The 25,264-nt window shown below is 65.4% G+C and carries 27 protein-coding genes, 1 other RNA gene and 1 riboswitch; of the genes, 12 read left to right on the top strand and 16 right to left on the bottom strand.

The window, feature by feature from the left end; translation table 11 throughout:
* Position 1 precedes the first annotated feature (1 nt).
* Both cobD and QCE63_RS04545 read left to right on the top strand, forming a co-directional pair.
* Positions 2 to 1,024 carry a threonine-phosphate decarboxylase CobD gene (gene cobD, locus QCE63_RS04550; protein WP_309830957.1) on the top strand — a complete coding sequence of 341 codons (1,023 nt, stop codon included), beginning with the start codon at positions 2 to 4 and terminating at the stop codon, positions 1,022 to 1,024.
* Positions 1,021 to 1,917 (top strand): cobalamin-binding protein, encoded by an 897-nt coding sequence (locus QCE63_RS04545; protein WP_309830955.1) that lies wholly within the window; start codon positions 1,021 to 1,023, stop codon positions 1,915 to 1,917. The genes cobD and QCE63_RS04545 overlap by 4 nt, the downstream gene beginning before the upstream one ends.
* On the opposite strand, the gene QCE63_RS04540 is transcribed toward QCE63_RS04545, so the two are convergent.
* Genes QCE63_RS04540 through QCE63_RS04515 form a run of 6 tightly spaced genes read right to left on the bottom strand, consistent with a single transcriptional unit; the run spans position 1,918 to position 8,027 of the window.
* Positions 1,918 to 2,493, bottom strand: coding sequence for a histidine phosphatase family protein (locus tag QCE63_RS04540; protein WP_309830953.1), 576 nt, complete (start codon positions 2,491 to 2,493; stop codon positions 1,918 to 1,920).
* On the bottom strand, positions 2,478 to 3,239 hold the full coding sequence (locus QCE63_RS04535) for an adenosylcobinamide-GDP ribazoletransferase (protein WP_309830951.1): 762 nt from the start codon (positions 3,237 to 3,239) through the stop codon (positions 2,478 to 2,480). The genes QCE63_RS04540 and QCE63_RS04535 overlap by 16 nt, the downstream gene beginning before the upstream one ends.
* 1 nt (position 3,240) lies before the next feature.
* Positions 3,241 to 4,308, bottom strand: a complete 1,068-nt coding sequence (cobT, locus tag QCE63_RS04530; protein ID WP_309830949.1) for a nicotinate-nucleotide--dimethylbenzimidazole phosphoribosyltransferase — start codon at positions 4,306 to 4,308, stop codon at positions 3,241 to 3,243.
* A gap of 10 nt (positions 4,309 to 4,318) precedes the next feature.
* Positions 4,319 to 5,107, bottom strand: coding sequence for an ABC transporter ATP-binding protein (locus tag QCE63_RS04525; protein WP_309830947.1), 789 nt, complete (start codon positions 5,105 to 5,107; stop codon positions 4,319 to 4,321).
* Positions 5,104 to 6,114, bottom strand: a complete 1,011-nt coding sequence (locus QCE63_RS04520; protein WP_309833680.1) for an iron ABC transporter permease — start codon at positions 6,112 to 6,114, stop codon at positions 5,104 to 5,106. The genes QCE63_RS04525 and QCE63_RS04520 overlap by 4 nt, the downstream gene beginning before the upstream one ends.
* 26 nt (positions 6,115 to 6,140) lie before the next feature.
* Positions 6,141 to 8,027 (bottom strand): TonB-dependent receptor domain-containing protein, encoded by a 1,887-nt coding sequence (locus QCE63_RS04515; RefSeq protein ID WP_309830944.1) that lies wholly within the window; start codon positions 8,025 to 8,027, stop codon positions 6,141 to 6,143.
* 110 nt (positions 8,028 to 8,137) lie between these two features.
* Positions 8,138 to 8,482: riboswitch (cobalamin riboswitch) on the bottom strand.
* A gap of 284 nt (positions 8,483 to 8,766) precedes the next feature.
* On the opposite strand from QCE63_RS04515, the gene QCE63_RS04510 reads away from it, so the two are divergent.
* The 5 genes from QCE63_RS04510 (at position 8,767) to QCE63_RS04490 (ending at position 11,134) form a co-directional block, all read left to right on the top strand.
* Complete coding sequence (locus QCE63_RS04510) at positions 8,767 to 9,153, top strand: ATPase (protein ID WP_309830941.1); 387 nt, start codon at positions 8,767 to 8,769, stop codon at positions 9,151 to 9,153.
* Positions 9,150 to 9,464, top strand: a complete 315-nt coding sequence (locus tag QCE63_RS04505) for a cell division protein ZapA (protein WP_309830940.1) — start codon at positions 9,150 to 9,152, stop codon at positions 9,462 to 9,464. Before QCE63_RS04510 ends, QCE63_RS04505 begins: the two co-directional genes overlap by 4 nt.
* Before the next feature lie 117 nt (positions 9,465 to 9,581).
* A non-coding RNA gene (gene ssrS / locus QCE63_RS04500) (6S RNA) lies at positions 9,582 to 9,763 on the top strand.
* A gap of 95 nt (positions 9,764 to 9,858) precedes the next feature.
* Positions 9,859 to 10,317, top strand: coding sequence for an EVE domain-containing protein (locus QCE63_RS04495; protein WP_309830938.1), 459 nt, complete (start codon positions 9,859 to 9,861; stop codon positions 10,315 to 10,317).
* Positions 10,318 to 10,405: 88 nt separating this feature from the next.
* Complete coding sequence (locus QCE63_RS04490) at positions 10,406 to 11,134, top strand: SIMPL domain-containing protein (RefSeq protein WP_309830936.1); 729 nt, start codon at positions 10,406 to 10,408, stop codon at positions 11,132 to 11,134.
* A gap of 33 nt (positions 11,135 to 11,167) precedes the next feature.
* Here the strand turns inward: QCE63_RS04490 and lgt are convergent, their stop codons facing one another.
* The gene (gene lgt, locus QCE63_RS04485; protein ID WP_309830934.1) at positions 11,168 to 12,070 is read right to left on the bottom strand and encodes a prolipoprotein diacylglyceryl transferase; all 903 of its coding nucleotides are present in this window, start codon (positions 12,068 to 12,070) and stop codon (positions 11,168 to 11,170) included.
* 58 nt (positions 12,071 to 12,128) lie between these two features.
* Positions 12,129 to 13,088 (bottom strand): LysR family transcriptional regulator, encoded by a 960-nt coding sequence (locus QCE63_RS04480; RefSeq protein WP_309830931.1) that lies wholly within the window; start codon positions 13,086 to 13,088, stop codon positions 12,129 to 12,131.
* A 107-nt stretch (positions 13,089 to 13,195) separates the two neighbouring features.
* Between QCE63_RS04480 and ilvD the strand changes: the two genes are divergently transcribed.
* Complete coding sequence (ilvD, locus tag QCE63_RS04475) at positions 13,196 to 14,869, top strand: dihydroxy-acid dehydratase (protein ID WP_309830929.1); 1,674 nt, start codon at positions 13,196 to 13,198, stop codon at positions 14,867 to 14,869.
* 147 nt (positions 14,870 to 15,016) lie between these two features.
* Entirely contained in the window at positions 15,017 to 15,349 is a 333-nt protein-coding gene (locus tag QCE63_RS04470; RefSeq protein ID WP_309830927.1) for a c-type cytochrome, read from the top strand.
* 49 nt (positions 15,350 to 15,398) lie between these two features.
* Here QCE63_RS04470 and QCE63_RS04465 read toward each other — a convergent pair whose 3' ends face one another.
* The 3 genes from QCE63_RS04465 to QCE63_RS04455 form a co-directional block, all read right to left on the bottom strand.
* Positions 15,399 to 15,737, bottom strand: a complete 339-nt coding sequence (locus QCE63_RS04465) for a DUF2486 family protein (protein ID WP_309830924.1) — start codon at positions 15,735 to 15,737, stop codon at positions 15,399 to 15,401.
* Between the two features lie 103 nt (positions 15,738 to 15,840).
* On the bottom strand, positions 15,841 to 16,266 hold the full coding sequence (locus QCE63_RS04460) for a DNA polymerase III subunit chi (protein WP_309830922.1): 426 nt from the start codon (positions 16,264 to 16,266) through the stop codon (positions 15,841 to 15,843).
* A gap of 18 nt (positions 16,267 to 16,284) precedes the next feature.
* On the bottom strand, positions 16,285 to 17,814 hold the full coding sequence (locus QCE63_RS04455; protein WP_309830920.1) for a leucyl aminopeptidase: 1,530 nt from the start codon (positions 17,812 to 17,814) through the stop codon (positions 16,285 to 16,287).
* A gap of 170 nt (positions 17,815 to 17,984) precedes the next feature.
* Here QCE63_RS04455 and lptF point away from each other — a divergent pair, with 170 nt between their 5' ends.
* The 3 genes from lptF to QCE63_RS04440 are packed head-to-tail and all read left to right on the top strand — an operon-like array spanning position 17,985 to position 20,632.
* Positions 17,985 to 19,082 (top strand): LPS export ABC transporter permease LptF, encoded by a 1,098-nt coding sequence (gene lptF / locus QCE63_RS04450; RefSeq protein ID WP_309830918.1) that lies wholly within the window; start codon positions 17,985 to 17,987, stop codon positions 19,080 to 19,082.
* Between the two features lie 4 nt (positions 19,083 to 19,086).
* A complete protein-coding gene (gene lptG, locus QCE63_RS04445; RefSeq protein ID WP_309830916.1) occupies positions 19,087 to 20,235 on the top strand; it encodes an LPS export ABC transporter permease LptG in 1,149 nt (382 codons plus the stop codon).
* A 25-nt stretch (positions 20,236 to 20,260) separates the two neighbouring features.
* Entirely contained in the window at positions 20,261 to 20,632 is a 372-nt protein-coding gene (locus tag QCE63_RS04440; RefSeq protein WP_309830914.1) for a CbiX/SirB N-terminal domain-containing protein, read from the top strand.
* Between the two features lie 170 nt (positions 20,633 to 20,802).
* On the opposite strand, the gene cobA is transcribed toward QCE63_RS04440, so the two are convergent.
* The 5 genes from cobA to QCE63_RS04415 form a co-directional block, all read right to left on the bottom strand.
* On the bottom strand, positions 20,803 to 21,558 hold the full coding sequence (gene cobA, locus QCE63_RS04435; RefSeq protein ID WP_309833679.1) for a uroporphyrinogen-III C-methyltransferase: 756 nt from the start codon (positions 21,556 to 21,558) through the stop codon (positions 20,803 to 20,805).
* Between the two features lie 34 nt (positions 21,559 to 21,592).
* Positions 21,593 to 22,906 carry a sulfate adenylyltransferase subunit 1 gene (locus tag QCE63_RS04430; protein ID WP_404990082.1) on the bottom strand — a complete coding sequence of 438 codons (1,314 nt, stop codon included), beginning with the start codon at positions 22,904 to 22,906 and terminating at the stop codon, positions 21,593 to 21,595.
* A 27-nt stretch (positions 22,907 to 22,933) separates the two neighbouring features.
* Positions 22,934 to 23,896 carry a sulfate adenylyltransferase subunit CysD gene (cysD, locus tag QCE63_RS04425; RefSeq protein ID WP_309830913.1) on the bottom strand — a complete coding sequence of 321 codons (963 nt, stop codon included), beginning with the start codon at positions 23,894 to 23,896 and terminating at the stop codon, positions 22,934 to 22,936.
* 85 nt (positions 23,897 to 23,981) lie between these two features.
* Positions 23,982 to 24,713 (bottom strand): phosphoadenylyl-sulfate reductase, encoded by a 732-nt coding sequence (locus tag QCE63_RS04420; protein ID WP_309830911.1) that lies wholly within the window; start codon positions 24,711 to 24,713, stop codon positions 23,982 to 23,984.
* 3 nt (positions 24,714 to 24,716) lie between these two features.
* Complete coding sequence (locus QCE63_RS04415) at positions 24,717 to 25,256, bottom strand: DUF934 domain-containing protein (RefSeq protein WP_309830909.1); 540 nt, start codon at positions 25,254 to 25,256, stop codon at positions 24,717 to 24,719.
* Between the last annotated feature and the right edge of the window lie 8 nt (positions 25,257 to 25,264).

The raw sequence follows: 25,264 nt of genomic DNA, 5'->3' as shown, positions 1-25,264 counted from the left end.
CATGACTCACACCACGCAACCTGAAGACGCCGACGCTCCGGTGCGCCACGGCGGCAACCTGCGCGAAGCCGCACGCCGCTACGACCTTCCCTTCGAAGACTGGCTCGATCTCTCGACCGGCATCAATCCTCACGGCTATCCGGTGCCGCCGGTGCCGCCCGATGCGTGGCGCCGTCTGCCCGAAGACGACGACGGTCTCGCCGACACCGCAGCGCGCTACTACGGCGCTCCGTGCGCGCTGCCGGTGGCGGGCTCGCAGGCCGCGATTCGCGCGCTGCCCGCGCTGTTGCGGCCGGGCATGGTGGGCGTCGCGCCGCTGACCTACGGCGAGTACGCACCCGCATTTCGCCGCGCCGGCCACACGGTCGTGACGCTCGATATCGATGCGCAGGCGTTGCCGGATGCGCTCGATCACGTCATCGTCGCCAACCCGAACAACCCGACTGCCGAACTCCTTTCCCGCGACACGCTGCTGCGCTGGCATGAACGGCTGGCTTCGCGCGGCGGCACGCTGATCGTCGACGAAGCCTTTGCCGATGTCGATCCCTCCGCCTCGCTGGCGGGCGAGACTGCAAGCGAGGGGCTTGTCGTGTTGCGTTCGGTGGGCAAGTTCTTCGGGCTCGCGGGGATCCGCGCGGGCTTCGTACTGGCCTCGCCTGCCGTCGTCGATCCACTGCGCGCGATGCTCGGTGCGTGGACCGTGAGCGGGCCGGCGCGGCATGCGGTCGAAGCCGCGTTCGCCGACCGCGCATGGCAGCGCGACACACGCGCGCGTCTGCATCGCGACGGCGCGCGTCTTGCCGCCCTGCTCGCGGATCACGGCCTCGACGCACGCGGCACGCCGCTGTTCGCATGGATGCCCGTACCGGACGCGGCCGCGCTCCAGCATGCACTCGCGCGGCGCGGCATCTGGACGCGTCTCTTCGACCTGCCCGGCATGACGCCGAGCCTGCGCGTCGGCCTGCCGGGTGCCGAGGGCGACTGGGTCCGTCTTGCGCGCGCGCTGGCGGAGATTCGCGGATGATCGCGCGCGCGCTGCTTGCGAGCCTGCTCATGGCGGTCTGCGTGAATCTACACGCCGCCATCACCGTCACCGACGACAGCGGCGCCGCCGTCACGCTTGCGCAGCCGGCGCGACGCGTCGTCAGCCTTGCGCCGCACGTCACCGAACTGCTGTTCGCCGCGGGCGGCGGCACGCGCGTGGTCGGCGCGGTGAGCTATAGCGACTACCCGAAGGAAGCGCAGGCCATTCCCCGCGTCGGCGACAACAAGGCGCTCGATCTGGAGCGCATCGTCGCGCTGCATCCTGACCTGATCGTGGTGTGGCGGCATGGCAATGCGGCGCGTCAGCTGGACCGGCTGAAAGCGCTCGGCGTGCCGATCTATTTCAACGAGCCGAAACATCTCGCTGATATCGCGACGAGCCTCACCCAACTCGGCGCGCTGCTCGGCACGCAGCCCACCGCGCGCGCCGCCGCCGATGCCTTCACCAACGACATCGCGCAACTGCGTGAGCGTTATGCCCGGCGGCCGCCCGTGAGCGTGTTCGATCAGGTGTGGGACGAGCCGCTGATGACGCTCAATCGCGACAATGTGTTCGATGAAGTGATCACGCTGTGCGGCGGCGTGAATGTGTTCGCGGCCGAGCCGCTGCGGGTGCCGACGGTCTCGGCGGAAGCCGTGCTCGCGGCGAATCCCGAAGCCATCGTCACCGCGACGCCGGGCGCGACGCCGCCGGACCGCCCCTTGCCCGCGTTCGATCGCTGGCGGCGCTGGACCGCGCTGACCGCCGTGGCGCGCGGCAATCTGTTCGGCATCGACGGCGATCTCATCAACCGGCCAACGCCCCGTCTCGCGCTGGGCGCGGCGCAACTGTGCCGCGATCTCGACGACGCCCGCGCACGCCGAACCCGCTAATCAAGCGTTCCAGCGCACCAGCAGCCACTGTCCGCGCACGCGCCTGAACCACGCGATGCCGTTGAAATCGAGCGGCCATTGCAGCGCATGTTCATTCGCGATGCCCAGCACGTGCGCCGCCAGCAGGCGCATCACGCCCGCATGCGCGACAACGTGAACCGTCTGCTCGCCGGCGCAGGTGTCGTCGAACCAGGCGATCACGCGGCGCGCGAACTGCACCAGATTTTCGCCGCCATGCGGGCGCGCATGCTCGATGTCGGCCGCCCAGGCATCGATGAGCGCCCGCTCGATGCCGTCCCACGCGCGCCCTTCCCATGCGCCGAAGTTCATCTCGGTGAGGCGCGAGTCGAGATGAATCGGGCCATTCGGCAAAAGCGCATGGGCAAGCGACGCGCAGCGCCGCAACGGACTCGCATGCCAGCCGTCGACGCAGCCGGGCACCTTCAGCGCCTGCATGCGCGCTGTCAGATCAAGCGCTGACTCAGCAACATCACGCAGCAAGGGCACGTCCGTCTGCCCGTAGCAGACGCCGGCCTCAATGGCCACTTCCGGATGGCGGATCAGAACGAGATCCATGCGAGCCCGACGAGATAGATCGTGATTTCGAACACCTGCTGCGCGAAGCCGAGGCAGTCGCCCGTATAGCCGCCGATGCGCCGCACGAAGTACCGGCCGATCATCCAGCGCAGCACGCACAGCACGGCAATCGTCACGCCGGCAAGCCTCCAGTCCAGCGCGAAGAGCCAGGGCAAGCCGAACAGCAGCGCCCATCCGAACGATGCCCGACTCATGCGCTGCGCGACCGGCCGGGCCTTGCCTTCGGCGCGAACGTAGTCGAGGGTGACGAGATAACTGATCGCAAAGGCGCGGCTCGCGGCGTGCGCGCCGATCATCGTCCATGCGACGCGATACGGCGGCAACGCGGCCAATGTCTGCCACTTGAGCGCCAGCGCGATCACGAGCGCGATCGCCCCGAACGCACCGATGCGCGAATCGTGCATGATGCGCAGCGCATCGTCCTTCGTGTACGCGCCGCCGAAGGCATCGACGCAATCGGCCAGGCCGTCTTCGTGGAATGCGCCGGTCAGCATGAGCGTCGCGGCCATCGAAAGCAGCACGGCGACGCCCGCCGGAAACACGCGCCACGCGGCCAGCCAGACGAGCGCCGCAACCGCGCCGACCAGTACGCCTACCAACGGAAAATAACGCGCCGCCGCGTTCAGATATTCGCGCTCGAAACCGACCCAGCGCGGCACCGGCACGCGCGTGAAGTAGCCGAGCGCGGTCAAGAAGTAGCGCAGTTCGTCGAGCGGACGCTGCATCTCAGCCGGCCTGATCCGAAACGCCTGCCGACTCGAAGCTCGCCATCTCATCGAGGAAGGCGACCGCCGCGCGCAACACCGGCAGCGCGAGCGCGGCGCCGGTGCCTTCGCCCAGACGCAGGTCGAGTTGCAGCAGCGGCGCCGCTCCGAGATGCGCGAGCATGCGCCGATGACCCGTCTCGTCCGATGCATGCGCGAACACGCAGTAGTCGAGCACCGCCGGCGCGAGCGTCGCGGCGACCAGCAGCGCCGAGGTCGCGATGAAGCCATCGACGAGAATCGTCATGCCCGCACGCGCGGCTTCGAGACACGCGCCCGTCATCATCGCGATCTCGAAGCCGCCGAAAGTCGCCAAGGTATCGACGGTATCGACGGTATCGGCATGCAGTGCCAGCGCGCGGCCCAGCACCTCACGCTTGTGCGCGAGACCGCGATCGTCGAGACCCGTGCCCCGGCCGACACATTCGTCGATCGGCACGCCGCACAGACGGCTCATCAGGCACGCCGCCGCCGACGTATTCGCGATGCCCATCTCACCGAAACCGATCACGTTCGTGCCCAGCGCCGCATGCCGGCGCACGCACGCCGCGCCGCGCGCAATGCCTTCGAGCGCGGTCGCGCGGGACATCGCAGGCTCGCGCGCGAAGTTGCGCGTGCCGGGGCCGAGCGACTCGCGTTCATAGCCCACGTCCGGACCTGCCTGCACAGCTGGAATCGGCGTCGCCACGCCCGCATCGACGATCTCCAGCGCCATGCCCACGGAGCGCGACAGCGCATTGATCGCCGCGCCGCCCGCCAGGAAATTCGCGACCATCTGCGCAGTCACTTCCTGCGGATACGAACTCACGCCTTCCGCGGCGATACCGTGATCGGCGGCAAACACGATCATCGCCGGGCGCACGATGCGCGGCTTCGTCGTGCGCTGGATCAGTCCCGTTTGCAGCGCGAGCGCTTCGAGCCGCCCAAGGCTGCCGCGCGGTTTGGTCTTCATGTCGATGACGCGGCGCAGTTCGGCTTCGAGCGACCGGTCGAGTGCGGGCGGGAGCGGGATGTCGTTGAGCGTGGACATCGGTATTCCTTCAGAAACGGGGGATGGAAGGCACGAGCGCCTCGTGATCGCCGTCGCGCAGCAGCGCAAGCGGATAGCCGAACGCCGCGCTGGCGCGTTCCGGCGTCAGCACCTCGGCGACCGGACCCGCACAGGCGTGGCCGCGGCCATCGAGCAGCAAGGCATGCGTCGCGAAGCGGCGCGCGAGATTCAGGTCATGGCACGAGAACACGACGGTGCGCGCGGGGCCGGTTGAATGTACGCCGGCCGCCGCGCGCAACGCATGCAGGCACGCGATCTGATGATGCAGGTCCAGATGCGACAAGGGTTCGTCGAGCAGCAGCAGCGGCGCGTTCTGGCACAGCACCGCCGCCAGCGCGACCCGCTGCCGTTCGCCGCCCGACAGCGTGAGCACGTCGCGCGCAGCGAATGGCGCGAGGCCGAGCGCGTCGAGCGCCGCGTGCGCGGCGGCGCGATCGTCGGCGCTTTCCCAGCCCCATCCGGTCAGATACGGAAAGCGGTTCAGCAGCACGGTGTCCAGCACGCTGGCGCTGAAGGCGTCGTGAGTTGCCTGCGGCATCAGCGCCCGCACGCGTGCGAGCTGGGCGGCGCGCCATGTCGTGAGCGCTCGGCCATCGAGCGACACGCGGCCTGCCGCCGGCGCGCTCAATCCGGCCAGCACATGGATGAGCGTCGTCTTGCCCGCGCCGTTCGGGCCCGCGACGCACCACATCTCGCCGGGCGCGAAGGTCTGCGTCAGACCGTCGATCAGCGTGCGCTCGCCGGCCCGGAGCACGATGGCGTCGAGATGCAGCTTCATCGCGGTCTCCGCAGCAGCATCCAGAGGAACATCGGCACGCCTGCCAGCGCCGTCACCACGCCCACCGGCAACTGCGCGGGCGCGATCACGGTGCGCGCGGCGAGGTCGGCGGCCATCACCGCGAGACCGCCCGCCAGCGCGGCGGCAGGCACCAGCATGCGTTGATCGTTGCCGAACGCAAGCCGCAGCAGATGCGGCACGACCAGTCCGACGAAGCCGAGCGTGCCCGCCGTGGTCACGGCCGCCGCAGCCGCCAGCGACGCAACCAGGTAGACGCGCAGACGCAGACGCGCCACCGGCACGCCGAGCGCCTGCGCGGCGCTGTCGCCGCGCAGCAGCACGTTCAGCTGCGGCGCTACCGGGAGGATCAACAGCAGCGCGAGCGCCAGCGCCAGCAGTGCGGGCCACGGCGTGGCCGCGCCGTCGAGATCGCCGGTCAGCCAGAAGATCATGCCGCGCAGGCGGTTCTCCGGCGCGATGCTCAACATCAACGTGATCAGCGCGCCCCAGCCGGACGCGATCACGACGCCCGTCAGCAACAGCCGTGGCGATGCGTCCTGGGTGCCGCGCCACAGGTCACGACGCGCGAGCCCGAGCACCAGAACGATGGATGCGAACGCGCCCGCGCAGGCGGCGAGATCGACGCCCCACCACGGCAGCGAGACCAGCATCGCCGCCAGCGCGAAGCTCGCCGCGCCGCCCGAGACGCCGAGCACGTAAGGTTCCGCCAGCGGGTTGCGCAACAGCACCTGCAACAACGCCCCGGCCAGCGCGAGCAGCGCGCCCGACGCAAAGCCCGCGAGGGCGCGCGGCAGGCGCAGCGTAAGGACGATGTCGTCAGCGATATCGGGCGCGGCGGCCCGGGCATGAAAGAGCGCATGAAACAGCGCGGCAAACGCGCGCGAAGGCGGCAGCGCGACGCTGCCCAGCGCAAGCGATGCGATCAGCACGGCGCACGCCGCGGCGGCGAGGCATGCCCATATCGCGGCGGCGCGCGCGCCGTTCATGCCGCGCAGCCGCTCAGGCACGCGGCTCACGACGGATGCCAGCCGAGCGTGAGATAAGCGCCGCGTCGCGGGGTGTTGTAGGCATACGCAAGCTCATAGTCCTTGTCGAAGAGATTGTCGACGCGCGCCGTCACGGTCCATGACTTCGAGATGTCATAGCGCGCCGACAGGTTCACGATGCCGTAGCCCGCGAGCGTCGAATCGTAGTCGCTGCGCTGGCCGCTCACGAGCCACTCGCCGCCCACGCGCCAGCGGCCGACCGTGCGATGCGCGCTCAGCGTCGCGAAATGCCGCGCGCGCCGCGTCAGGTCCTGGTGATTCGTTTCATCGACGGGATTCTGGAACGTGACGCCCGCCCGCACATCCGTTCTGCCGACATGCCCCGCCCACGAACCCTCGACGCCCTGCACCTTCGCCCGTCCGACATTCTGCGCAATGTAGTAGAAGCCGCCGTCGGACACGTAGTCGATCAGGTTCGAATAGCGCGTCTGGAACAGCGTGACGCGCAGCCCGCCGAGTCCGCTCGACGCATACTGCAACGCCGCTTCGACCGAATGGCTGCGCTCCGGTTGAATCGACGGATTGCCGCTGAACGGATAGTAAAGATCGTCGAAGCTCGGCGCGCGGAACGAGGCCGCATAGCTCGCACTCGCCTTCCAGTGCGCGTCGAGGTTGTACGCGTAGCCGAGATAGTAGCTGTTCGCGCCGCCGAAATCGGAATACTGGTCGTGACGCAGGTTCGCCTGGAATTCGCTCGCGCCCAGATGGCCGACATAGCCCGCGAACACCGAATTCACATGCCGGTCGGGGGCGCTGAACTGATCGGAGTCAAGCGTCTGGTCGAGGTGCTCGTAGCCAAAGAGGAACGTGTGCGCGTCGCTGATGCGGATGTCGTTCTGCCACGTGTACTGGCGATTCCCAGAATTGAAGCGGCTCGTATAGACGCCGTTCTGTTCGATGTTCGCGCGATCCTGGCCCTGCGCGATCGTGAAGTGCGTGGTCCAGTTGCCGGTGAGTTTGCCGTTGGCAAACACCGATGCCGAACGCACGCGGTTATGCGATTCGTTAAGATCGGTTGGCTGGCCATAGGCGTCATCGAAGCTGTTGATGCCGTTCGACTGCAGGAAGCGCACGCCCGCATCCCATTGGTCATTGAACCTGTGGCGCAAGGTCGCAGCGACGCTCTCGTTCAGATAGCCGTTCGCGTTGGGATTCGCGCCAGGCGCGAGGTTTGGATCGAGCGACGAGAAGCCGTCGGTCTTCTCACGCGACACGTTCAGGCTGAAGGTGGTGCGGCCGTCTTTGTCCAGCGCGCCGTTCACGCCGGCGGACTGCCGCTGCGTGTGATAGCTGCCGAGCTCGGTCTCGAAGCTGAAACGCGGCGGATGGGGCTCGCCCTCCTTCGTGAAAATCTGCACGACCCCGCCGATCGCGCTGGAACCATACAGCGCCGAGACATTGCCGTTCACCACCTCGACGCGCCCGATCTGGTCCAGCATCACTTGCGACAGCTGCGCCGCGCCGAGCGATGCCGACTCGACCCGCACGCCGTCGATCAGCACGAGTGACTGCGAGGACGACGCGCCGCGAATGAAGAGGCCCGAGTTCGCGCCCGGTCCGCCGTTGCGCGTGATCTGCACGCCGGGCGCCAGCGCGATGAGGCCGAGTGCGTCGTCGGCGTTGCTGTCGGCGATGTCTTGTGTATCGAACAGAGAGGTCTGCGGAATGGAATCAGCGAGCGGCTGCGCTGCACGCGTTGCAGTGACGACGACAGGCGCAAGCGTTTGCGATGCATCATCCGCGGCGGCTGTTGTCGCGGCTTGTGCGGCGCCGGCGAGCGGCAGGAGGACAGTGGCAGCGGCGATGCCGCGACCGGAGAGGCCGTCCCGGACGGCGGCCCATGGCGATTGCATGACGAGTGTTCCCGTGGAGGATGAGCGCGGCCCCGCTCCCCGCGAGGTTCGATGCGCGACGAACGCGCCATGCCGCCAGGAGTCACGCAATGATCGTGCGATGACCGGCGGCAGGCGCGTGGGACTCTGGCCGGTATCCGGGCTGGCGACGGATCGTCCCGCCTTCCCGCGCATCATGCGCAGTGGCGTCGACACGTTTCTTGCAGCGGCCGATGACCGGCCCGGCACATGGATGAATCACGCGAGATCCACGCGCCCACGCTGCAAAAACGCGTATGAGACGACTTGCAACTTGCGTTGCGGTCGCTTACCGTTGCGGGGGCAGCACAGGTTGGCTCCGTCCTGTTCCGCCGCCATTCGGTGGTTTGGCGGCTTCAAGGACTTCGCTCCCTGTTTCCCGTTTGACTGCATGCGCGAGAGCCGCGCGTGCGAGCACCAGAAGTGCGGCAAGTGTAGGAGCGCGGGTCGGGACCGTCAAGAAACGGCGCACCCTGGCGCGAAGGACAGCAGGCGGCGCGTGAAGATGCGAAGAACAAACGAACTCAGCGAGCGAGAATCAGCCTGACTGTATCCACGAGCAAATCAACGCGCGTGTTTTCTGCACACGAATGCACGGCGAGATGCGCGAGAACCCGGGGTTTGCGCGCACGATCGCGTGCTGTTACGTCTCGAAACGAGACAATTATCGGTAGCTCCGTTGAACCGCGCTAAAATGCGAGGTCTTTAGAGGACGCAGCACATGCTCAACGAACTCGAATCACTGTCAGGAAATATCGGCCGGCTGATCCAGATCAGCGAGCGCCACAATCAGGCGCGAGCCGCGCTGCAAGAACAACTCGAGCAACTGCGCACCGAGTACGCCAATCTTCAGTCCGACCTCGCGCAGGTCCGCGAAGAACGCGACACGCTGCAGTCCGAACGCGATTCCCTCTCCGCCAAGATCGACGACGCGCAAGTCCGCCTCAACGCGATCCTCGAAAAACTGCCGCGCGCAAAGTCCGCGCAGCACGGCGAATCCGAAAATCAACTCGATCTCCTCGAAGCCGATTCGCAGGGTGCGCATGAACATGCGCATGCCCCCGAAGCGGAAATGCACGGCGAGCATCATCAAGGAGAGAAGGCATGACGACCACGCAAATCGAAGTCTCCATTCTGGGGCAGCCCTATCGCCTCGCCTGCTCGCCTGAAACGGAAGGCCCCTTGCGCGAAGCCGTCGCACGCGTCGATGCCGAGATGAACAAGGTGCGCAACGCGAGCAACGTGCGCGGCACGGATCGCATCGCGGTGATGGCGGCGTTATCGCTGGCGTCGGAATTGCTCAAGCTGCAGGACAGCGTGCGTCATGGCGAAGCCTTCCCGGCCGAGGAAATTCGTCGCACGATGCACTCGATGAACGACCAGCTCGGCGCCGTCATTGCACAATATGAAGTGCAATAAAGCGCGTTGATGCGGTTGATCAAGCCAGGGTTGTGAAGGGTCAATCAGCGCGCCACGGCGATCGAAAAAAGAAACCGCACCGGGGCTGCAGAAGGCAAACGATTGGTGTAGAGTGACGTTTCCCTGCCTGGTTCGCCAAGGTCATATATTCCTTGAACCAATGCTACATTGGCACGGTTGCGGAACCTTGCAACATGGGCGCGCGCGTCGCTAGTCCGATGTACCCGAAGTGTTGCTTACCGCGACCAATCTTGAACCCAGGTTCAGGATGCCGGCCTAGCGGCTATGGCGGGGACCTCATCTCAAACGGCATCGGTTTTTCCGATGCCGTTTTCATTTGATGCAGTGCTTTTGCATTCCCCTTCCCATCGTCGATCACGCATAACGAACAATCATGCGCTACTGGCTGATGAAGTCCGAACCGGACGAAGCGAGCATCGATCACCTGGCGCACGCGCCGAAGAAAACCCTGCCGTGGACGGGCGTGCGCAACTATCAGGCGCGCAACTTCATGCGCGATCAGATGCAGGTCGGCGACGGCGTGCTGTTCTATCATTCGAGCTGTCCGGAGCCCGGCATCGCGGGTATCGCGAAGGTCTGCTCCACCGCCTATCCGGACCCCACACAGTTCGATTCCAACAGCGACTACTACGATCCGAAGTCCACGCAAGAGACGCCGCGCTGGATGCTGGTCGACGTGAAGTTCGTCAAGAAGACGCCGCTGATTCCGCTCGCCACATTGCGCGAGCATGCTGAGCTCGCGGACATGCAGGTCCTCGCACGCGGCAATCGACTGTCGATCACGCCCGTCACTGATATGCAATGGCGCTTCATTACCGAGCATCTCGTCTAACAAGGAACTTACGACGCGCGGCCGCCGCCTAAAGGCGGTCGCAAATCACGCGACGCATTACATGATTGCCTTGCGTCTGGAGCCTTCGATGACCTACAAGAAAACTGCCGCCGCCCTCGCCCTGCTCGCGATGTCCGGCGCCGCGTTCACCTTCTCTCAATCCGCCGCCGCGCAGACGGTGATCAATCAACAGCCCGCGGGCGTGCTGTCGCTGTCGGCGCAATCGAGCGCGCAGGTGGCGCAGGATGTCGTGACCATCACGCTCTTCTACGAACAGGAAGCCGCCGATCCCTCCTCGCTCACCAACACGCTCAATCAACGCGCCGAGTCGGCCTTGCGCGAGGCACGGGGCGTCGACGGCGTGACGGCGAAGAGCGGCTCGTTTACCGTGTATCCGTCCACGGATCGCGACGGCAAGATCTCCGCCTGGCGCGGCCGCACGGAAGTCGTGCTCGAATCGCACGACTTCGCGGCGGTCTCGAAGCTCGCGGGCAAGATGAGTGCGTCGATGCAGGTGGGCAGCGTGGCCTTCTCGCTGTCGCCGGAAGCGCAGCGCACGGCCGAGCAGAAGCTCGTGACGCAGGCCATCGACGCATTCCGCAAGCAGGCGCAGACCGCCGCGCAGTCGTTCGGCTACAGCAACTTCTCGATCAGGGAAGTGAACATCGGACACAGCGGCGTTCAGCCGCGCCCGGTCATGATGATGCAGTCGCGCGCAATGAGCGCCGATGCGAAGATGGCCGCGCCGATCGCGATGGAAGCCGGCACGACGACCGTGACCGTCGATGTGAACGGCTCCGTGCAGATGGGACGTTAAGCGGGTTGCGGGGCCCGCACGGCCCCGCGTCCTTCAGGCCTGCGCGGATTCCGGCGGCAGGCGCAGATTGCGCTTGTACGCCCACACCATCATCAGCACGCCGGCGATGATCATCGGCAGCGAGAGCCACTGGCCCATCGAGAGATTGAACGCGAGCAAGCCGAGATAGTCGTCCGGCTCGCGCGCGAATTCCACCGTGAAGCGCGCCAGTCCATAGCCGATCAGAAACAGCGCGGAGACGGCGCCAACGGGCCGCTGCTTGCGCGAGAACGTCCAGATCAGGATGAACAGCACCAGCCCTTCCAGCGCGATTTCATACAGTTGCGACGGATGGCGCGGCAGCATGTGATAGCGCTGAAAAATCTCGGTGAGATGGTATTGCGCGTCCAGTTGCGGATTCTTCGAGAGCCACACGGCGTCGTCGTTGGTCGAGTTCTGGAACAACATCGCCCACGGCGCGTTCGGGTCCGTCACGCGGCCCCACAGTTCGCCGTTGATGAAGTTGCCGAGACGCCCGGCCGCGAGTCCGAGCGGCACCATCGGCGCGACGAAATCCGTCACTTGCAGCCAGGTGCGCTTGCGCTGCCACGCGAACAGCACCATGGCGAGCGTCACGCCGAGGAAGCCGCCGTGAAACGACATGCCGCCTTCCCACACCTTGAAGATGTCGAGCGGATGCGCGGCGTAGTAACTCACCTTGTAGAAGATCACATAGCCGATGCGGCCGCCGAGAATCGTGCCGAGCACGCCGTAGAACAGCATGTCGTCGATGTCTTTCGCGCTCCAGCCTTGGCGCGACACATAGGGCAGGCGCAGGCGCAGCCGCCCGATGACGATGGCCGACACGAAGGCCACGAGATACATGAGGCCGTACCAGCGTACGGCGAGCGGTCCGAGATGGATGGCGACGGGATCGAAATTGGGATGTATGAGCATGCTGATGTCGAAGAGCTGACGGACTTCGAGGGGGCCTCGAGCGAACCTCAAGGCCGCATCATACAGAACCGGCGCCTTGCGCCCGCGAACGGACGATGTCGATGAAGCCGGCCAGCACCGGGCTCACTTCCGCCGCGCGCCACACGAGCCCCGTTTCGACGAGCATCGCCGGGTCCTCCGGCGCGCGCAACGGCCGGTACACGACGCCCGTGCGCCGCAGATGCCGCAGCGAACGCGGCACGAGCGCGACGCCCATGCCCGCCGAGACCAGGCTCACGATGGTCTGCATCTGGATGGCCTCCTGGCCGATGCGCGGCGTCAGGCCCGCAGCGCCGTAGCAGCCCATGATGCTGTCGTACAGGCCGGGCGCGAGCCGTCGCGGAAACACGATGAGCGGCGCGCCGGCCAGCGCGGTCAGTTCGACGCCCGTGTCCGCCCACTCCGGCTCGCCCTGCCCGAGCTCGCGCGCGGTGGCGGCGGGCATCGCGACGACCAGTGGTTCGCGCGCCACCGGCAGATACGACAGCGCGCCCGCATGGCGCGCCGGCAGCGGCGGAATGACGAGCCCGGCGTCGATGCGGCCGGCCACCAGTTCCTCGATCTGCACGTCGCTGGTTGCTTCGGTCAGTTGCAGCCGGACGCCCGGATGGCGCGCGCCGAACGCGTGCAGCAGTGCGGGCAGCAAGCCGTAGTCGGCCGTGGAGACGAACGCGAGCGACAGCACGCCCGCCTCGCCGCGCGCCAGTGACTGCGCCAGCGGACGCAGCGCATCGGCGGACGCGAGCAGGCGCCGCACCTCGGGCAGCAGATCCTTGCCGACCGGCGTCAGTTCCACGCTCCGTTTCGTCCGCACGAACAATGCAACGCCAAGCGCTTCTTCCAGCCCGCGTATCGCCTGCGAGAGCGGCGGCTGGGTCATGGCCAGGCGCACGGCGGCGCGGCCGAAGTGCATCTCCTCGGCGACCGTGACGAAGTAGCGCAAGAGGCGCAGATCGAAAGGCGGGGTGCGCGGATCCATTGATATGTTTTGCGACCTTATTAGCCATGAATAATATATTGGACAGATACATCGCGCGAGTCGCATGCTTGCCGGACTAGACCAAAAATTCCCCTCAGGAGCACACCATGGCCTTCAATCGCCGCTCGAAGCACATCACCCAGGGCGTTGCGCGCTCGCCCAATCGCTCGATGTATTACGCCCTCGGCTATCAGGAAGCCGACTTCGACAAGCCGATGATCGGCGTCGCCAACGGGCATTCCACCATCACGCCGTGCAATGCCGGCCTGCAACCGCTCGCCGACGCGGCCATCGAGGCGATCCGCAAGGCCGACGCCAATCCGCAGATTTTCGGCACGCCGACCATTTCGGACGGCATGTCGATGGGCACCGAAGGCATGAAGTATTCGCTGGTGTCGCGCGAGGTGATCGCCGACTGCGTCGAGACCGCCGTGCAAGGGCAGTGGATGGACGGCGTCGTGGTGATCGGCGGGTGCGACAAGAACATGCCGGGCGGCATGATCGGCATGGCGCGCATGAACGTGCCGTCCATCTATGTGTACGGCGGCACCATCCGCCCGGGCAACTGGAAGGGCCGCGACCTGACCATCGTGTCGTCGTTCGAGGCGGTCGGCGAATTCTCCGCGGGCCGCATGAGCGAGGAAGACTTCAAGGGCGTCGAGAAAAACGCGTGCCCCTCCACGGGTTCGTGCGGCGGCATGTACACCGCCAACACGATGAGCTCATCGTTCGAGGCGCTCGGGATGTCGCTGATGTATTCATCGACGATGGCGAATCCCGATCACGAAAAGGTCGAGTCCGCCGCCGAATCGGCGCGTGTGCTCGTCGAGGCCGTGAAGAAGGATCTGAAGCCGCGCGACATCATCACGAAGCAGTCGATCGAGAACGCCGTCGCGCTGATCATGGCAACGGGCGGCTCCACCAACGCCGTGCTGCACTATCTGGCCATCGCGCATGCGGCGGAGGTGGAATGGAGCATCGACGACTTCGAGCGCATGCGCAAGAAAGTGCCGGTGATCTGCGACCTGAAGCCGTCGGGCCAGTATGTCGCGACCGATCTCCACAAGGCCGGCGGCATTCCGCAAGTGCTGAAGCTCCTGCTCGATGCCGGTCTCCTGCACGGCGACTGCATGACGATCACGGGCCGCACGATCGCTGACGAGTTGAAGGACGTGCCGGCCAAGCCGCGCGCCGACCAGAAGGTCATCTTCCCGATCGCACAGGCGCTTTACAAGCAAGGCCACCTCGCGATCCTGCGCGGCAATCTCGCGGAAGACGGCGCGGTCGCGAAGATCACGGGCCTGAAGAATCCGGTCATCACCGGTCCCGCGCGCGTGTTCGACGACGAGAAGAGCGCAATGGACGCGATTCTCGCCGACAAGATCACGGCCGGCGACATTCTCGTGCTGCGCTATCTCGGGCCGGTGGGCGGACCGGGCATGCCGGAGATGCTTGCGCCGACGTCCGCGATCATCGGCAAGGGATTGGGCGAGTCAGTCGGCTTCATCACCGACGGGCGTTTCTCGGGCGGCACATGGGGCATGGTGGTCGGGCACGTGGCGCCGGAAGCGTATGCCGGCGGGACCATCGCGCTGGTGCAGGAAGGCGATTCGGTCACCATCGACGCGCACAAGTTGCTGCTGCAGCTGAACGTGGACGACGCCGAGCTCGCGCGCCGCCGCGCCGCCTGGAAGCAGCCGGCGCCGAAGTACACACGGGGCGTGCTGGCGAAATTCGCAGCGTTGGCGCAGCCGGCCAACAAGGGCGCAGTAACGGGCTAAAGCGCGGGCTGAAACGCGGGCTGAAACGCACGGGCCAATCGTGAACAAGGGGCGCAGCGGCGCCCCTTGCCGCATCATGCGTGTCGCACGCCATGTCTCCTATAATGCGCGACAACGTGAAGCGTGCGCGTGCATCGGGGAGACCACATGAAAGCACAGCTCAGGAGCGTCGTTGCGGGACTGGTGTGGTGGAGCGTGTGCGGCGTGGCTTGCGCGCAGAACGAAAGCGCCTCGATGCTCGCGTTCGCGCAAAGCCACAATTGCATGAGCTGTCATTCGGTCTCGCGCAACTTCATGGGGCCGTCGTTCGACAGCGTGGCTCACAAGTATGGGCAAGTCGAAGGCGCGCGCGACATGCTCGCGCGCCGGATCATGGAAGGCGGCGTGGGCGTGTGGGGCCCGGTGCCGATGCCCGCCAATACGCAGATTTCACCGGATCAGGCCGCGGCGCTCGCCGACTGGATCCTCTCGCTGCACTAACAAGCGCATGCGTCCTTCATGCGCCCTTCATGCGCCCTTCATGCACCGTTTACTCGCCGTGCTGACGGCGCAACTCGATTTCCACCGCCTCGCGCACCCATTCGCTCATGTGGCTCTCGAGCGCCGTCGCCACTTCACGCGTGATGGCCGAGACCAGTTGGGCCGAGTGCTCGCGCAGCACTTCACGGCAGCGCTCCTCGATCAGCGCGCGGGCATCGCCCGTCAGGAACTGCGTGAAGCGTCCGCGCAATTGCCCGGCGATCTGTTCCGCGTCGTATTCGATCGCGAGATTGGCGGACGGCGCACGCGCGTACTCCGGCTTGCCGGGCACGACGACGTCGGTGAGGACCGGAATGGAGGGATCAAAGGAATGCGGCTTGTCCGTCATGGGAAGGGGTCTCCTGTCGAGCGCGGCAGCCAGGCCGCGTCGGTGTTCAAGGCGTGGTGGTTCGAACAGAGCTTAGCCAGCCACGCCCGGCCGCTCTGTTCGCTCACCCGCCCTGATTGCCTTGATTGTGCGTTTCGATGACATAGCCGCGATCGCGATAGAAGCGATAGCGCTCACGCCCCGCCGCCAGTTCCTCGCCCTCGCTGACGACGATCTCCACCAGCCGCTCGAAGCGCGCGAATTGCGCCGACACCGGCGCGCCGAGATTCACCAGCACCTGATGATGCGGCGCTTCGTCGAGATTCGAGGTCAGCACGACCGGCGTGTCCTGCGCGAGCGGACTCTTCGCCATGCAGTGCGGCACGAATTCGAGCGGCTGGAAGGTCCACAGCTGCTCGTCGAAGGCGGCGAGCCGCGCGGGCTCCGCGAGCACGACGAGCGGCTTGCCGCTCAGGTACGCCTTGCGCGCGAGGCGGCAGGCGTACGCGAGCGGATCGCCGACGTTCGTATGGAAGTCGATGCGCGTCATACGTGCGTCATGCCCACATCACGCGCCGGCGCGGTCGATCAGGAACTGCGCGAGCAAGGGCACCGGCCGGCCGGTCGCGCCCTTCGCCGCGCCGCTCTTCCACGCGGTGCCGGCGATGTCGAGGTGCGCCCACGGATAGTTCGCCGCGAAACGCGACAGGAAGCATGCCGCCGTTACGCTGCCCGCCGGACGCCCGCCGATGTTCGCCAGGTCCGCAAAGTTCGACTTGAGCTGATCCTGATACTCGTCGTCGAGCGGCAGGCGCCACGCCGGATCGACGGCTTCGCGCGAAGCGTCGAGCAGTTCGCCCGCCAAAGCGTCGTCCTTCGCGAACAGACCCGTGTTGTGATGGCCGAGCGCGATGATGCACGCGCCCGTCAGCGTCGCGATATCGATCACGGCGGACGGCTTGAAGCGTTCCGCGTAAGTGAGCGCGTCGCACAGGATCAGGCGGCCTTCGGCGTCCGTGTTGAGCACTTCGATGGTCGTGCCGTTCATCGCGGTGACGATGTCGCCCGGCTTGAGCGCATTGCCCGCGGGCATGTTCTCGCAGGTCGGCACCACACCGATCACGTTGAGCTTGAGGCCCATCTCGGCCACCGCGCGCAGCGTGCCGAACACGGATCCCGCGCCGCACATGTCATATTTCATTTCGTCCATGCCCTCGCCGGGCTTGATCGAGATGCCGCCTGAATCGAACGTGATGCCCTTGCCGACCAGCACGATGGGCGCGTTCTTGCCCTTCGCCTTGGTGGCGTCGCCCGCGCCTTGATAGTGCATGACGATGAACTGCGGCGGCTCGACCGAGCCCTTCGCCACCGACAGGAACGAGCCCATGCCGAGCGCCTCGATCTGCTTCTGGCCGAGCACCTCGACCTTGAGCTTCCAGTCGCGGCCGAGCTTCTTCGCGGTCTGGCCGAGATACGTGGGCGTGCAGACGTTGGGCGGCAGGTTGCCGAGATCGCGTGTGAGGTCCATGCCGTTGGCGATGGCCACGCCCTGCTTCAACGCGGCCTTGGCTGCCTTCTCGTCGGCGCTGAAGACGCTGAACACGACCTTCTTGAGCGCGCGCGGCGTGGTGTCCGGCTTGCTCTTCATCTGCGTGAACTTGTAGGTCAGTTCGCGCAGCGCGAGGATGGCGGCGCGCACGGCCCAGTCGCCGCTGCGCTCCTGGATCGGCAATTGCGCGAGCGTGAAGGTGGCCTGGCCGATCTTCGCGCCGAGCAGCACGCGCCATGCGGCGCGCACGGCTTCGCCATAGGCTTTCTGCGTGAAGGCATCTTGCTTGCCGAGCCCGACGAGCAACACGCGCGAAGCGCCGATGCCGGTCACTTCGGGCACGAGCAGCGTGGTGCCGGCGCGGCCGCTCATGTCGCCGGCCTTGACGATGCGCGAAATCAGGCCCTGGGTCGCGACATCCATGTCACGCGCAGCGCCCGTGAGCGACTGCGCTTCGAAGATGCCGAGGACGATGACATCCGACTTTCCGGTAAGGAAACCATTTGCCTCGCCTTCGCTCCAATCACAGGCTTTTATGCTAAAGTCCATCGCGCTTATCCTCGGATAAAATCTTGGCTGAAGGATGAAAGCCGCAATTATCCGCTATTTTTTCCGCGGCAGTCACCGGTTTGCGGCGTGAGGGTAAGCAAGACCCCTCCCCGTCTGCCGAAGAGGTGCGTGCGTGATTCCGCATCGCCGCCAGTCTTAAGCAAAATTCAATGATCTTCGAACGCTCCCTGCAGCGCGAACTCGCGTACACGGCCGGCGCCGTGTTCATGGTGCTGCTCACGATCATGCTGACGACCATGATGATCCGCATCGTCGGCTTCGCGGCGCAGGGTCAGATTGACCCGAGAGACGTCGTCGTGCTGATCGGGCTCACTGTCATCGGCTATCTCGCGGTCATGCTGATCGTGACGCTGTTCGTGTCCATCCTGTTCGTACTGACGCGCTGGTATCGCGATTCCGAAATGGTCGTGTGGCTCGCCTCGGGCGTGAGCCAGACCCAGCTCATCAAGCCGGTCGCCGTGTTCTCCACGCCGATCATCATCCTCATCATGTTCTTCGCGTTCGTCGGCTGGCCCTGGTCGAACCAGCAGAGCAAGCTCATCAAGGCGCGCTTCCAGCAACGCGATGAAGTGTCCTTGCTGGCGCCCGGCCAGTTCCGCGAATCGCCGTCGAGCCACCGCGTGTTCTTCATCGAGAAAATGTCGCCAGACCAGGCCCAGGTGCAGAACGTGTTCGTCACCAGCACGGAAGGCGGCAAGGTCAACGTGATCGTGTCGCAGACGGGTCACACGGAAACGCGCAACGACGGCGATCGTTTCATCGTGCTGGACAACGGCCGCCGCTATGACGGCGAACCCGGCCAGCCCAACTTCCGCATCATGGAGTTCGAGCGCTACGGCGTGAAGATCATGAGCCGCCAGGTCGTCAACACGCCGAGCACCACCGGCATTTCGACGCCCGACCTGCTGGCCACGCCCACCAAGGACAATCTCGCGGAATTCGCCTGGCGCGCGGGGCTGCCGCTCATCGCCATCAACCTGATGCTGCTCGCCATTCCGCTGTCCTACCAGAATCCGCGTCGCAGCCGCACCATCAACCTCGTGATGGCCGTGCTCATCTATCTCACCTATTCGAACCTGCTGAACGTCGTGCAATCGTGGATCGAACAGGGCAAGGTGTCCTTCGGCGTGGGACTGGTGGGACTGCACGTGATCGTGGGCGCGCTGGTCGCGTTCATCTTCTGGCTGCGGATCCGCAACCGGCCGCTCTTCAGGCTTGCATCCCTGACGCGTTCGAAGGGAGCCTGAACCCATGCGCATCTACGAACGATACTTCGCGCGCCAGATCTACCTCGCGTTCATCTTCATCCTGTTCGCGTTTTCAGGCCTGTTCTTCTTCTTTGACCTGATCAACGAGCTGAACACGGTCGGCCACGGCAACTACAAGCTCCCGCTCGCGGTGTTGCGCGTCGCGTTGCAGACGCCGTCGCGCTTTTACGAAATCATTCCGGTCGCCGCGCTCATCTCGGCCATCTACGTCTTCGCGCAAATGGCGGCGGCGTCCGAGTTCACGATCTTCCGCGTCTCCGGGCTCTCGACCGGCGCCGCGCTGCGTTCGCTGCTGAAGATCGGCGTACCGCTCGTGCTCGTCACCTATCTCATCGGCGAGGTGGTGGGGCCGTACACGGACCAGTTGTCCGAGCGTGTGCGGCTCGAGGCGCTCGGTTCGTCGGTATCGTCGAACTTCCAGTCCGGCGTGTGGGTGAAGGACACGCTGACCGCCAAGGAAAACGGCGAGCAGGTGACGCGCTTCGTCAACGTCGGCACGCTGAATCCGGATACGTCCATCGCCGACGTGCGCATCTACGAGTTCGACGGCAAGTTCCGCCTGACCAACGTGCGCATCGCGAAGACCGGCGTGTACGAGCCGCCGGGCCACTGGAAACTGACCGGCGTAACCGACACGCGACTCTCCGACGCACCGCCGCAAGCCGTGAATCCCGGCGATACGCTGAACCCGGTGTATCGCGCGACCCAGACGACGCTGCCCGAATACTCGCTGCGCTCGGAACTGACGCCGCAGATTCTCTCGGTGCTGCTGGTGTCGCCGGATCGCATGTCGATGTTCAACCTGTTCCGCTATATCCAGCACTTGACGGAGAATCATCAGGACACGCAGCGTTATCAGATCGCGTTCTGGCGCAAGATTCTTTATCCGTTCGCCGTGTTCGTGATGCTGATCCTGTCGTTGCCGTTCGCCTATCTGCACACGCGCGCCGGTGTGGTCGGCGTGAAGGTGTTCGGCGGCATCATGATCGGCATGAGCTTCCAGTTGTTCAACACGCTGTTCTCGCATATCGGCAATCTGAATACCTGGCCCGCGCCGATCACCGCGGCCGTGCCTGCCCTCGCCTATCTCGCCGTCGGGCTGCTGGGCTTGAAGTGGGTGGAGCGGCACTGACGGCTCGATTTCCCCGGAGCGCACGATGAGCAAGCACGGCATCATCCTGTTCGGTCACGGCGCACGCGATCCGCGCTGGGCCGAGCCCTTCGAGCGGCTGGCGGCGAAACTGCGCGCAACGCGTGCCGAGCCGGTTACGCTTGCCTTCCTCGAACTGATGACGCCGGACTTGCCGGCGGCGGTGGCGTCGCAGGTTGCCTCAGGGTGCGATGCGATCACCGTCGTGCCGGTGTTCTTCGGGCAAGGCGGACATGTGCGGAAGGATCTGCCGGAGATCGTCGCGCGGTGTCAGGCGGCGCATCCGGGTGTGGTCATTTCTTGCGCGACGGCCGTCGGTGAGGACGATGCCGTGCTGGACGCGGTCGCGGGATATTGCTTGAGGCAAGTGGGAAAGTAAGCCGGCCGCGCGCGCAACGAGACGGCAACCGGACGGAAAACGCAGCATCCTTCTAGCCGACAACGCAAAGAGAAAGTGGCTCAGATTGGTGCAACTCTAGCCCGCTCCTATAACAAAAAAGCGCACCGTTTCACCAGTGCGCTTCTCATGATTTGCTCGAACACCCTGCCTCAAGCCGCCGCCTGCATCCCCTTCAAATGCACCTTCGGCTTCACCAACGCCCGTTCGCGAAACGCCTCGCCAATCATCAACAAGCTCGGCTGCGACGGGTCCAGCCATTCCTGCGCCTCACCCAGCGCCATCTGCGCGAGCGTCAACGTCAGCGTGCGTTCACGCGCCGTGCTGCAGGCCTCGACGATCGCGACCGGCGTTGCGCCCGGACGTCCCGCATCGATCAATTGCTGAGCGATTTCCGGCGCGCTTTCGCGGCCCATGTAGAACACGAGCGAATCCGCCTGTGCCTGCTCGCGGATAGTCTCGCTGTCCGCGGCGCGCGAGTGCGTCGCCAGCGCCACGCTGCGCGACACGCCGCGCAAGGTTAGCGAGCGCTTCAGCGACGCCGCGCTCGCCAGCGCCGCCGTAATGCCCGGCACCACCTCGTACTCGACACCTGCCGCTTCGAGCGCGCGCATTTCCTCGTCGGCGCGGCCGAACAGCATCGGGTCACCGCCCTTCAGGCGCACGACCAGACCATGCTCCTGCGCCGCATCGACGATCTGCTTGTTGATGAAATGCTGGGCCGTCGAACGCTGGCCGCAGCGCTTGCCGACCGCGATCTTCTTCGCGTTGGGCGCGTAGTCGAGCATCGCCGGCTCGATCAGCGCGTCGTGCAGCACCACATCCGCTTGTTCGAGCAGACGCATGCCGCGCACGGTGATGAGATCCGCCGCGCCCGGCCCCGCTCCGATCAGATAGACCTTACCCATAGCTTTCATCGTTGGACTCACGCGTTCAGCATCCTCATGCGGAAACCGCACGAATCATACCGGCCGCGACCGTGTGATGCGTCGCTTCGTCGATCAGCACGAACGCGCCGGTGCCCTGATGCGTATCGTACTCGTCCGCGACGAGCGGCTTCTGCAACGTGAGCGCCACGCGGCCGATATCGTTCATCGCGAGCGTTCCGCGATCCACCGAATGCGACAGCGTATGCACGTCCAGCACCTGCTTCACCGCGCCGATCCGCGTGAACACCGTATTGGTCGTCTGCTTCAGCAAGTATTTGCGCTGCAGCGAAAGCGGTTCTTCGTCGAACCAGCAGAGATCGGCTTCGAGCTTCTTCGCCGGTTCGACCTTCTGCGTCAGCGGGACGAAGGTATCGCCGCGCGACACATCGACGTCTTCCGTCAGGCGGATCGTCACCGTCTGGCCCGCGAACGCGCGGTCCACCGGCGCCACGCCGCCCGGCACCGGGGCGATGATCTCGGCGACCGTCGCTTCGCGGTTGGCCGGCAGCACGGCGATGGCATCGCCCACGCGCACTTCGCCCGCCTCGACCCGGCCCATGTAGCCGCGGAAGTCGTCGGCCTGCGAGCCGTCCTGACGCGCGACCCACTGCACCGGGAAACGCAGCGCCTGATCGTTGGGCTGCGCGACCGGCAGCGATTCGAGCAGATCGAGCAGCGGCTCGCCCGCATACCAGGGCATGCGCTCGCTGGCCGAAACGATGTTGTCGCCCTTCAGCGCCGAGACCGGCACGAAGCGCACGTCAGCAATGCCGAGCTGGCGCGCGAGCACGACGTAGGCGTCGCGAATCTCGTTGAAACGGGCTTCGCTGTACTCGATCAGATCCATCTTGTTGATCGCGACGATCACATGCTGCAGGCCGAGCAGCTTGACGATCGCGCTATGACGCTTGGTCTGCGGCAGCAGTTGCGCGACGCCGTTCTCGAGCGTGACGCGCGTCGCGTCGACGAGAATGATCGCCGCATGCGCGGTCGATGCGCCCGTCACCATGTTGCGGGTGTACTGCTCGTGGCCGGGGGTATCGGCGATGATGAACTTGCGCTTGGCCGTCGCGAAATAGCGGTACGCGACGTCGATGGTGATGCCCTGCTCGCGCTCGGCTTCCAGTCCGTCCGTCAGCAGCGACAAATCGATTTCATCGCCGGCGGTGCGCTTGTTCTTCGCGCGCGAAATCGCGGAAAGCTGATCCGACAATACCGCCTTGCTGTCGTACAGCAGGCGTCCGATCAGCGTGCTCTTGCCGTCGTCCACGCTGCCTGCCGTGATGAAGCGCAACACGCCCAGGTCTTCTGCTTGATAGATGCTCATGATTCGTTCGTCCTTGGGGCGTATCGCTTAGAAATAACCTTGCTTCTTGCGCTGTTCCATCGCGGCTTCCGACGCCTGGTCGTCCATCCGCGTCGCGCCGCGTTCCGTGATTTCCGTCACGGCCGTTTCCGCGATGATCTTCTCGACGTCGTCGGCGTCGCTCGCCACCGGGCAGGTGCAGCTGATGTCGCCGACCGTGCGGAAGCGGACTTGGGTAACCTCGGCCGTTTCGCCCTCGCGCACCGGCGTGAGCGGCGTCACCGGCACCAGCAGGCCGTTGCGGCGCACGATCTCGCGGTCATGCGCGTAGTAGATCGACGGCAGTTCGAGCTTTTCGCGCCCGATGTATTGCCAGATGTCGAGTTCGGTCCAGTTCGAGATAGGGAACACGCGCAGGTGTTCGCCTGCATGCAGGCGCGCGTTATAGAGGCTCCACAGTTCCGGGCGCTGCGCCTTCGGATCCCACTGACCGAACTCGTCGCGGAACGAGAAGATGCGCTCTTTCGCGCGGGCCTTCTCTTCGTCGCGGCGCGCGCCGCCGATCATCGCCGTGTAGCCGTATTCCTCGATGGTCTCGAGCAGCGTCACTGCTTGCACGGCATTGCGCGAATCGGTCTCGCGGCGCAGGCGCACCGTGCCCTTCTTGATGGAATCTTCCACGTGGCCCACCACCAGCTCGGCGCCGATCTCGGCCGCGCGGCGGTCGCGGAAATCGATCACTTCCTGGAAGTTGTGGCCGGTGTCGATATGCACGAGCGGGAACGGCAGCGACGTCTTGCGGTTCGCGCCGAGTCCGAACGCCTTCAGCGCGAGCGCCAGCACGACCACCGAATCCTTGCCGCCCGAGAACAGCAGCGCGGGCTTGCTGCATTCGGCGACCAGTTCGCGAATGATGTGGATCGACTCGGCTTCGAGCCAATCCAGGTGATCCATGCGCGTAGCCTGATTGACGACCGGCGCGTTGACGGTTGAGTCGAGCGTCGTGCTCATGTTCTCGATCCTTTTTTGTGGCGGCGCTTGGGTTCTTCGAAGCGTCGCGTTCAGTGACTGGGTGTAATGCGGCGTCTTATGTGACTTATGCGCCTTGGATCGCCGAGCTCGGTGCTTCCTCGACAACCTTGATGTTCGTGATGTGCAGACCGCATTCCTTCGTATCGCGCGACTCCCACCACCAGCGGCCCGCCCGGCTGTCCTCGCCGGGACGCACGGCGCGCGTGCAGGGTTCGCAGCCGATGCTCGGATAACCGCGCGCATGCAGCGGATTCACCGGGACGTCGAGCGCCTTCAGGTAATCCCACACATCGGCTTCGGTCCAGTCCGTGAGCGGATTGAACTTCGCGATGTTGCGCGGTTCGTCGTGCTCTTCCTCATGCAGTTCGGCGCGCGTGACCGACTGCTCGCGGCGCTGACCGGTCACCCATGCGGACACATCCGACAGCGCACGATTGAGCGGCTCGACCTTGCGGATATGGCAGCAGCTCTTGCGTAAATCAATGCTTTCGTAGAACGCGTTGAGGCCGTGATCGCGCACATAGGCATCCACGGCATCCTGTTGCGGCAGGAACTGCTCGATGTCATAGCCATAACGCTGCTTGACGGTATCGAGCATGCCGAGCGTCTCCGCATGCAGGCGGCCCGTGTTCAGCGAAAAGATGCTGATCTTCACGCCGCGCGACAGAATGGCGTGCGTCAGCACCATGTCTTCCGCGGCGAGGCTGCTGGCTAGCTTGACGCGCTCGTGGCGCGCTGCGATCGAATCGAGCAGCGCGTCGAGGCGTTCAACCTTGGCTTGCAATTCAGGGGTCATGCCTTACGCTCCAAGCGTCGCGATCAATGCCGCGCGGCGGCGAAACAGCGGTTCGGGATTGTCGGTGGCGCCTTGATACAGCTCGGTGAATTCGCCGAACGCATTGAGCGCGTCGTGAATGTCCTTGTCGGCGCGCACGGCGAACGCGTCGAAACCACAGCGCGCGTGAAACGCGACCTGGTCACGCAAGACATCGCCGATCGCGCGCAGTTCGCCGGTCCACTGATAACGCTCGCGCAGCAGGCGGCCGATGGAGAAACCACGGCCATCGCGAAACACCGGGAAATCCACGGCGATCACGTTCAACTGGGCAAAGTCCGCGACGAGGTCGGCGGGTTCGTCATCCGGCGCGAGCCACACGCCGATGTCTTCCTGCGGGCGCGTCGCGACGATCGCCGCCTTGTGTTCCTTCCACAGCGCGAACGGCACGATGATCTTGCCGGCCGGCAGCGCGTCGACGGCGGGCAGCGTGCCGTCTTCCGCCGCGCGCACGACGGTGAAGGCGTCTTCGACAATGGCGCGGTTCTTGATAATCAAGGTCATGTGCGAAT

Source organism: Caballeronia sp. LZ065, from assembly GCF_031450975.1.
Classification (GTDB): domain Bacteria; phylum Pseudomonadota; class Gammaproteobacteria; order Burkholderiales; family Burkholderiaceae; genus Caballeronia.
The sequence above is the reverse complement of the archived record's forward strand: the minus strand, read 5'-3'. Positions and strand labels throughout refer to the sequence as shown.

What these genes read in the sequence shown, in the direction of transcription:
- cobD (WP_309830957.1), top strand. Translation starts at nt 2, where the DNA reads ATGACTCACACCACGCAACCTGAAGACGCCGACGCTCCGGTGCGCCAC.
- QCE63_RS04545 (WP_309830955.1), top strand. Translation starts at nt 1,021, where the DNA reads ATGATCGCGCGCGCGCTGCTTGCGAGCCTGCTCATGGCGGTCTGCGTG.
- QCE63_RS04540 (WP_309830953.1), bottom strand. Translation starts at nt 2,493, where the DNA reads ATGGATCTCGTTCTGATCCGCCATCCGGAAGTGGCCATTGAGGCCGGC.
- QCE63_RS04535 (WP_309830951.1), bottom strand. Translation starts at nt 3,239, where the DNA reads ATGCAGCGTCCGCTCGACGAACTGCGCTACTTCTTGACCGCGCTCGGC.
- cobT (WP_309830949.1), bottom strand. Translation starts at nt 4,308, where the DNA reads ATGTCCACGCTCAACGACATCCCGCTCCCGCCCGCACTCGACCGGTCG.
- QCE63_RS04525 (WP_309830947.1), bottom strand. Translation starts at nt 5,107, where the DNA reads ATGAAGCTGCATCTCGACGCCATCGTGCTCCGGGCCGGCGAGCGCACG.
- QCE63_RS04520 (WP_309833680.1), bottom strand. Translation starts at nt 6,114, where the DNA reads ATGAACGGCGCGCGCGCCGCCGCGATATGGGCATGCCTCGCCGCCGCG.
- QCE63_RS04515 (WP_309830944.1), bottom strand. Translation starts at nt 8,027, where the DNA reads ATGCAATCGCCATGGGCCGCCGTCCGGGACGGCCTCTCCGGTCGCGGC.
- QCE63_RS04510 (WP_309830941.1), top strand. Translation starts at nt 8,767, where the DNA reads ATGCTCAACGAACTCGAATCACTGTCAGGAAATATCGGCCGGCTGATC.
- QCE63_RS04505 (WP_309830940.1), top strand. Translation starts at nt 9,150, where the DNA reads ATGACGACCACGCAAATCGAAGTCTCCATTCTGGGGCAGCCCTATCGC.
- QCE63_RS04495 (WP_309830938.1), top strand. Translation starts at nt 9,859, where the DNA reads ATGCGCTACTGGCTGATGAAGTCCGAACCGGACGAAGCGAGCATCGAT.
- QCE63_RS04490 (WP_309830936.1), top strand. Translation starts at nt 10,406, where the DNA reads ATGACCTACAAGAAAACTGCCGCCGCCCTCGCCCTGCTCGCGATGTCC.
- lgt (WP_309830934.1), bottom strand. Translation starts at nt 12,070, where the DNA reads ATGCTCATACATCCCAATTTCGATCCCGTCGCCATCCATCTCGGACCG.
- QCE63_RS04480 (WP_309830931.1), bottom strand. Translation starts at nt 13,088, where the DNA reads ATGGATCCGCGCACCCCGCCTTTCGATCTGCGCCTCTTGCGCTACTTC.
- ilvD (WP_309830929.1), top strand. Translation starts at nt 13,196, where the DNA reads ATGGCCTTCAATCGCCGCTCGAAGCACATCACCCAGGGCGTTGCGCGC.
- QCE63_RS04470 (WP_309830927.1), top strand. Translation starts at nt 15,017, where the DNA reads ATGAAAGCACAGCTCAGGAGCGTCGTTGCGGGACTGGTGTGGTGGAGC.
- QCE63_RS04465 (WP_309830924.1), bottom strand. Translation starts at nt 15,737, where the DNA reads ATGACGGACAAGCCGCATTCCTTTGATCCCTCCATTCCGGTCCTCACC.
- QCE63_RS04460 (WP_309830922.1), bottom strand. Translation starts at nt 16,266, where the DNA reads ATGACGCGCATCGACTTCCATACGAACGTCGGCGATCCGCTCGCGTAC.
- QCE63_RS04455 (WP_309830920.1), bottom strand. Translation starts at nt 17,814, where the DNA reads ATGGACTTTAGCATAAAAGCCTGTGATTGGAGCGAAGGCGAGGCAAAT.
- lptF (WP_309830918.1), top strand. Translation starts at nt 17,985, where the DNA reads ATGATCTTCGAACGCTCCCTGCAGCGCGAACTCGCGTACACGGCCGGC.
- lptG (WP_309830916.1), top strand. Translation starts at nt 19,087, where the DNA reads ATGCGCATCTACGAACGATACTTCGCGCGCCAGATCTACCTCGCGTTC.
- QCE63_RS04440 (WP_309830914.1), top strand. Translation starts at nt 20,261, where the DNA reads ATGAGCAAGCACGGCATCATCCTGTTCGGTCACGGCGCACGCGATCCG.
- cobA (WP_309833679.1), bottom strand. Translation starts at nt 21,558, where the DNA reads ATGGGTAAGGTCTATCTGATCGGAGCGGGGCCGGGCGCGGCGGATCTC.
- QCE63_RS04430 (WP_404990082.1), bottom strand. Translation starts at nt 22,906, where the DNA reads ATGAGCATCTATCAAGCAGAAGACCTGGGCGTGTTGCGCTTCATCACG.
- cysD (WP_309830913.1), bottom strand. Translation starts at nt 23,896, where the DNA reads ATGAGCACGACGCTCGACTCAACCGTCAACGCGCCGGTCGTCAATCAG.
- QCE63_RS04420 (WP_309830911.1), bottom strand. Translation starts at nt 24,713, where the DNA reads ATGACCCCTGAATTGCAAGCCAAGGTTGAACGCCTCGACGCGCTGCTC.
- QCE63_RS04415 (WP_309830909.1), bottom strand. Translation starts at nt 25,256, where the DNA reads ATGACCTTGATTATCAAGAACCGCGCCATTGTCGAAGACGCCTTCACC.